Below are 6,406 nucleotides of genomic sequence, written 5' to 3' on the forward strand. Positions count from 1 at the left end.
GTGCGGGCAGTCTTATCGCGCTCGCCTGCCAAAAGCTTTACATGCTCGAAGCCACCACGATTGGCGACTGCGCCCCCATCGTGCAGGGTGGCGACGGCACTCCGCAAATCGTCGGCGAAAAAATCCAATCCCCGCTCCGTGCCAAATTCAGGAACCTTGCCCAGCGTAACGGTTATCCCGAGCTCCTGAGTTCCGCCTTCGTAACGCCGGAACTCGAAATTCTCGAACTTACCGCCACGCTCGACAAAGGTAAAAAGTCTCAGCGCGACACCACGCTCATTATCGAAGGCTCCAAGTACAGCGTCCTCGACAGTGCCGCCAAGGCATTCTGGGGCGCCCCGAAGATTCTCGTGAAAGAAGGCGAACTCCTGACCATGACCGACAAGGAAGCGCAGGAACTCGGATTCTCGCAGGGAACCTTCAAAAGCCGCGACGAATTTGAAACCAAGCTCGCTATCGAAAGCAGGAGCGAAGTCGAAACGACCCTCGGCGAAGACATCGCCTCCGCAATTGCCGCTATTTCGGGCATTCTCCTGATTCTCGGCTTCGGCGCGCTCTACATCGAATTCAAGACGCCGGGCTTTGGCTTGTTCGGAATCATCGGCCTCATCCTCATCGGCATCGTATTCCTCGGACAGTTCGCCCCGCAGCTTGATGGCTACATTCCGGCGATTCTGCTGGTGGCCGGCGTGGTGCTGTTCCTGGTCGAAATCTTCGTGATGCCGGGAACGTTCCTGTTCGGCATCGGCGGCATCGTGTGCATGATTCTTGCACTCGCGCTTTCGTTCGAGCCTTCGGAAATGCCCGAATACGTGCCCGAAACCATCGAAACGACTTTTGACGCCACGCCCTGGCTACTCGGGTTACTCTACATGTTAAGCTACGCGGCAATCGCGCTCGTGTTCCCGATTGCCGCCAGCAAGTACCTGATTCCGCTTTTGCCTGAAGGCTGGACGCCCATGCTCAAGACCGATTTGGAAAACGCAGCCTCGCCCACTGAAGCCGTTCAAGAAGTTTCTGTCGGCGACGAAGGCATCGCCAAGACGTTCCTGCGCCCGGTGGGCCAAGCACTCATTAACGGCAAACTGTTTGACGTGCAAACCCACGGCGAAATCATCGAAGCAAGCACCCGCATTCAAGTGACCGCCATCCAGGAAGGTCACATCTGGGTAAGCGTTGCCCACAGCGAAATGGAAGGATAAATTTTAAAACAAAACGGAGAAAAATAATGGACACTCTTTTAATAATCGGAATCATTGTTGCGGCGATTGCCGTTATCATTTTGCTCGCCTTTATTGGCAAGTTCTTCAGCCTCTGGCTGCAGGCCTTGTTCTCCAAGGCAAACGTGAGCATTTTCCAGCTCATCGGTATGCGCCTGCGTAAGGTTCCGCCGCAGGTGATTGTGGAAGCCCGCATTCTTAGCTGCAAGGCAGGCCTTCCCGTAGACACCAACCTGCTCGAAGCCCACTATCTTTCCCGCGGTAACGTGCTCCGCGTGATTCAGGCTTTGATTGCCGCCAACAAGGCAAACATCAAGCTCGACTTCAAGGAAGCCGCCGCTATTGACCTCGCCGGCCGTAACGTGCTCGAAGCTGTGCAGATGTCCGTGAACCCGAAGGTGATTGAAACGCCGAAGGTTTCCGCTGTGGCACTCGACGGTATTCAGCTGCATGCCGTGACCCGCATTACCGTGCGCGCCAGCATCCAAAAACTTGTGGGTGGCGCTGGCGAAGACACCGTGGTCGCCCGCGTGGGCGAAGGCATCGTTTCTTCTATCGGTTCTGCCAAGAGCCACAAGGACGTGCTCGAAAACCCGAACATGATTTCCAAGAAGGTGCTCGCCTCTGGCCTTGACGCCGGTACCGCATTCGAAATTCTTTCGATTGATATCGCCGACGTGGACGTGGGTCAGAACATTGGTGCCATCCTCGAAACCGACCGTGCCGAAGCCGACAAGAAGATTGCTCAGGCCAAGGCAGAAGAACGCCGCGCCATGGCATACGCCGCCGAACAGGAAATGAAGGCCAAGGTCATGGAAATGAAGGCCAAGCTCGTGGAAGCCGAAGCCCAGATTCCGATGGCTATGGCATCTGCCCTTCGCGACGGCAAGCTCGGCGTGATGGACTATTACAACCTGAAAAACATAGAAGCCGACACGCAGATGCGCAAGGAAATCGGAGCTGCCCCGGAGACTAAGTAGTAACCATGGAAGGACTACTCATTCTCATAGGAATATGGGTTCTCGATATCGTCATTAAGAAGGTTGCGGCCAACCGAAGGGAGCAACAGCAACAACAGGTACCGCCGCAATACCAGACCGATGACGACGAACTGGACGAATCCGAAGAACAGGCGCAAGGGCACAACCCTCCGCGCTCGTTGCAGGATTTGATCCGCCAGTTCGAAAATGCCCAACGCCAAGCGACGCAAGGCAATATTGAGCCGCCCACTCCCCCCGTGCAACGTAAGCATGCAGAGCAGCTGACGCTTCGCGACATTGCCGAAGTCGTTATCGGCGTGGATTTTATTGACCTGGAATTCTTGATGGAAGAATTCGACGTTGATGAAAACACCGCTGCCGAGATGCTCATGGATTTGCAAGCCCACCGCATCGTGGGCCGCGACATGGGCGAAGGCACCTGCGACGTACTCGTGCACGACATGGAAGAACTCGACAACTTGTTGCTCCACGAAAAGCGTGCCGAGCAAGAAAGAGAATCTGCCGCTCGCGAACATCACGAAGCCGAAATGGACGAATTACGCCGCAAGGAATTGGAACGTCAAAGGGAGTTAAACGCTCTCGAAGAACGCGCCAAGTCTGCACGCGAATCTGCCGCCGCATTCATGGGAAATGAAGTCGTGAGCGGAACCGAACAGGCTCCGCGCCGCGCTCCTCTCGTTTCAACCAGGAACATTACCGATGTGCGCAAGGGATTCATCTGGGCGAAAGTTCTAGACGAGCCCCGTTTTAAGCGCCGCTGGAGTACGCAGTACCGGTAACTATTTACCGAACCACTTAACTGTAATATCAACGAACCTGCCGTCTTTCTTCATTGAAGTAAGGGCGGCATTTATTGTATCACGAAGAGCTTTGTCCGCCTTGCGGAAGCCAACTGCATAGAATTCATTGTGCAAGCCATCTTCCAGGGCAACGAAATCCTTGTTATTCAGAACATTCCAGTACTTGGCGGACACTTCGTCTCCGAATACGGCGTCGACAGAATCTTGCACCAAGGATTCCAAGGCAAGGCTCAACGTTTCAAACAGCACGATTTCCTTGATATCCTTTTTCATTTCGGATTGTTCAAGCATTGACCAAGCTGTAGAAGCCTTCTGAACAGCAACCCTCTTACCCTTCAAGGAATCCAGGCTATTATAAGACTTGTTCTTTACCATGAAAACCAATCTGTTGGTGAGATAAGGGTCGCTCAAATTCATGGTAGAAGCACGTTTCTCATCGACACTCATGCCATTCCAAATGCAATCAATGGCACCATCATACAAAGCTTTTTCTTTGTCAGCCCAAGGAATCAAGCGCAATTCAAGTTTTAATCCTAAGCGCGAGCAAACTTCATTTGCAAGGTCCACATCGAACCCAATAAAATTGCTGTCCTTATCCATAAAAACCATGGGCAGGAAATCCCCCATGTGGCCCATTACCAAAACACCGTTTTTCTTCACATTTTCAAAAGACTGATCTTGATTCAGTGTAGAATCTTTCTTCTCGCTACAAGCTGAAAATACAACGGAAAAAGCAATAGCGGCAACAAAGGCCGCAGATGCGAAATACCTATTCATATTAGCTCCTTTGCAATAAAAAATAAGAAATATTTTGCAAAAGAGCCATATGCGATGACTTTAATTTTTAGAGAATCTTGACAAGAATTGCGACAGGCGTTCGTTGCCAGACTGGTTGAATACAAAATCAGGAGTTCCCTGCTCGACGATATAACCGCCATCCATAAAGATGACCTTGTCCGCCACATCGCGGGCAAATGCCATTTCATGCGTCACGATAACCATCGTCATCTTGTCTTCGGCAAGCTTCTTGATAATCTTGAGCACTTCGCCAGTGAGTTCCGGGTCCAGCGCAGAGGTCGGCTCGTCAAAGAAAAGAATCTTCGGGTTCATGGCCAAGGCGCGGGCAATCGACACGCGCTGCTGCTGGCCACCGCTGAGTTCACAAGGGTAAGCCTTTTCCTTGCCTTCAAGGCCCATACGCTTAAGCAGAGACCTTCCCGTTTCACGAGCTTGTTCGCGGGAAACACCCAGCACACGCACCGGAGCCAGGCAAAGATTCTGGAGCACCGTCAAATGCGGGAACAGATTGAAGTTCTGGAACACGAGCCCTGTGGAGAGGCGGATTTCGCGCAGCACCTTTGCCGGCGCATACACCGGAGTTCCCTTGTCACCCGACTGCACCATATCCTTGCCATCGACCTGCACCAAGCCGCCGTTCACCGTTTCAAGCTGGGTAATGCAACGCAACAGCGTACTCTTGCCGGAACCGCTCGGACCGATAATCGAAAGCACCTCGCCCGCATTCAGTTCGAACGAGATATCCTTAAGCACATTCAAGTTGCCAAACAATTTCTTGACATGTTCCACTTTAAGAATCGGCATCACGGACCTCACTTATAGTAGTCGAGCTTGCGTTCCAGATAGGCGAAAAGCACGCTCAGCAAAAGGTTAGCCACATAGTAGAACACACCTGCCACGAACAGCGGATAAATGCTGGCGTATGCCGCCTGCTGTTTCTTGGCCAAAGCAAAAAGTTCCGTCACTGCAATCACCTGCGCAAGCGAAGTATCCTTTACCAAGGTAATCACTTCGTTTGCACTCGCGGGCACCACACGCTTTACCACCTGCGGTAAAATGATGCGGAAGAATGTCTGTGTACGGGTCATGCCGAGCATGTAGGCGGCCTCGTACTGTCCTTTAGGAATCGACTGGATTCCGCCGCGGAAAATTTCGGCAAAGTACGCCGCATAGTTTATCGAGAATGCGACAATCACCGCCGGGAAACGGTCAAACGAAAAGCCGAGTCCCGAATATTCGCTCAGGTAATACGAGCCGAAATAAATGGCCACAATCTGCAACAAGAGCGGTGTTCCGCGCATCACCGAGATGTAAAATGACACCGGGTAACGCACCACGCGCCACTTGCTCATTTTGAGCACGGCAATCAGGAGTCCGAGCGGAATCGAGAACAGGAGCGTCAGCCCGAATATGGCGAGCGTCGTGCAGAAACCGCCCCAGAGAATGGGCAATAGAGAACTTAAGTCAGACACTACTTACCGAACCACTTGGCATAGATTTCGTCGAACTTGCCATCAGCCTTCATTGCAGCCAAAGACGAATTCACCGCATTGCGGAGAGCCTTGTCCTTCTTGCGGAAACCAACGGCATAGACCTCGTCCGAAAGGCCTTCTTCGAGGACAACGTAGTCCTTGGAGTTTTCAACAATCCAGTACTTGGCCACGATTTCGTCGAGGAACACGGCATCGACACCGCCCTTGTCCAAATCCATGAGAGCAGTCTGGTTGTCGTCAAACGGAACAATTTCCTTGGCAGACTTGCCCGCTTCGGAAGCATCGAGCAACTTCTGGGCGGTAGAACCGTTCTGCACGGCAATCTTCTTGCCCTTGAGAGCTTCGAGTTTTGTAAGAGCCTTGTCCTTCACGGTGAAAATCATGCGGTTCGTGAGGTATGCGTCACTCAAGTTCATTGCGGCGGCGCGAGCGCTGTCCACGCTCATGCCGTTCCAAATGCAGTCGATCTTGCCGGTATTCAATTCCTGTTCCTTGGCGTCCCAGGAAATCGGCTGCGTCTTGAGCTTTACGCCCAGGCGAGCACAAACTTCTGTAGCAAGGTCAATATCAAAGCCCACGATGTTGTTGTCCTTGTCGCGGAAACCCATCGGCGGGAAGGAGTCATCGAGACCGAGCACGAACTCGCCTGCAGCCTTCACCTTGTTCAGGGATTCATCAGCAGTAGGCTGATCTGCCTTTTGGTCGTTACAGGCAGAGAAAACAGCGGCACAAGCAAACGCCGCAAGCATCGCAAAGATTTTTTTCATAGAAAGCTCCTTTTTTATTTTCGCCCTCAAATATAAAAAAAGGGCCGCATTGCTGCGAGCCCTTTTTTAATGTGAGATTAGAGATGAGTAATGAGAAATGAGATTAATTAGTCATTTCACATCACACTTTACACATTAGGAGACTCCTTCGGAGTCTCTCGCCACTCGGCTCACCAATACGAAAATGCAAGCATTTTCGTGCTGGATTCGCCTCATTGCTAGTCCTTTCCGTACACCTTTTCGGCGTAGGTCACGGTAGCGCCGAGGTATTCGCGGTTCATCTTGGCGATGTAATCCACGGTGATACCCTTCGGGCATGCAGCCTGG

General features: G+C 52.2%; 7 protein-coding genes. 3 read left to right on the forward strand and 4 right to left on the reverse strand.

Annotation, left to right across the window (positions count from 1 at the left end; all coding sequences use genetic code 11):
* The 3 genes from QZN53_RS12820 to QZN53_RS12830 form a co-directional block, all read left to right on the forward strand.
* Positions 1 to 1,202, forward strand: a 1,202-nt coding sequence (locus QZN53_RS12820; RefSeq protein WP_163439307.1) for a nodulation protein NfeD, incomplete at its 5' end; no start/stop codon positions are given.
* Positions 1,203 to 1,228: 26 nt separating this feature from the next.
* Positions 1,229 to 2,200, forward strand: a complete 972-nt coding sequence (gene floA / locus QZN53_RS12825) for a flotillin-like protein FloA (protein WP_163439308.1) — start codon at positions 1,229 to 1,231, stop codon at positions 2,198 to 2,200.
* Positions 2,201 to 2,205: 5 nt separating this feature from the next.
* Positions 2,206 to 3,000: a hypothetical protein gene (locus QZN53_RS12830; protein ID WP_163439309.1), complete on the forward strand. Its 795-nt coding sequence runs from the start codon at positions 2,206 to 2,208 to the stop codon at positions 2,998 to 3,000.
* Here QZN53_RS12830 and QZN53_RS12835 read toward each other — a convergent pair whose 3' ends face one another.
* The 4 genes from QZN53_RS12835 to QZN53_RS12850 are packed head-to-tail and all read right to left on the reverse strand — an operon-like array spanning position 3,001 to position 6,079.
* Positions 3,001 to 3,798, reverse strand: coding sequence for a transporter substrate-binding domain-containing protein (locus tag QZN53_RS12835; RefSeq protein ID WP_163439310.1), 798 nt, complete (start codon positions 3,796 to 3,798; stop codon positions 3,001 to 3,003).
* Positions 3,799 to 3,858: 60 nt separating this feature from the next.
* Entirely contained in the window at positions 3,859 to 4,623 is a 765-nt protein-coding gene (locus QZN53_RS12840) for an amino acid ABC transporter ATP-binding protein (RefSeq protein ID WP_163439311.1), read from the reverse strand.
* A gap of 8 nt (positions 4,624 to 4,631) precedes the next feature.
* On the reverse strand, positions 4,632 to 5,291 hold the full coding sequence (locus tag QZN53_RS12845; RefSeq protein ID WP_163439312.1) for an amino acid ABC transporter permease: 660 nt from the start codon (positions 5,289 to 5,291) through the stop codon (positions 4,632 to 4,634).
* Entirely contained in the window at positions 5,291 to 6,079 is a 789-nt protein-coding gene (locus tag QZN53_RS12850) for an amino acid ABC transporter substrate-binding protein (protein WP_163439313.1), read from the reverse strand. The genes QZN53_RS12845 and QZN53_RS12850 overlap by 1 nt, the downstream gene beginning before the upstream one ends.
* Positions 6,080 to 6,406 lie beyond the last annotated feature (327 nt).

Source organism: uncultured Fibrobacter sp. (genome assembly GCF_900316465.1).
GTDB lineage: Bacteria > Fibrobacterota > Fibrobacteria > Fibrobacterales > Fibrobacteraceae > Fibrobacter.

Coding starts and splice junctions, on each gene's coding strand:
- QZN53_RS12850 (WP_163439313.1), bottom strand. CDS start 6,079: ATGAAAAAAATCTTTGCGATGCTTGCGGCGTTTGCTTGTGCCGCTGTT.
- QZN53_RS12835 (WP_163439310.1), bottom strand. CDS start 3,798: ATGAATAGGTATTTCGCATCTGCGGCCTTTGTTGCCGCTATTGCTTTT.
- floA (WP_163439308.1), top strand. CDS start 1,229: ATGGACACTCTTTTAATAATCGGAATCATTGTTGCGGCGATTGCCGTT.
- QZN53_RS12830 (WP_163439309.1), top strand. CDS start 2,206: ATGGAAGGACTACTCATTCTCATAGGAATATGGGTTCTCGATATCGTC.
- QZN53_RS12840 (WP_163439311.1), bottom strand. CDS start 4,623: ATGCCGATTCTTAAAGTGGAACATGTCAAGAAATTGTTTGGCAACTTG.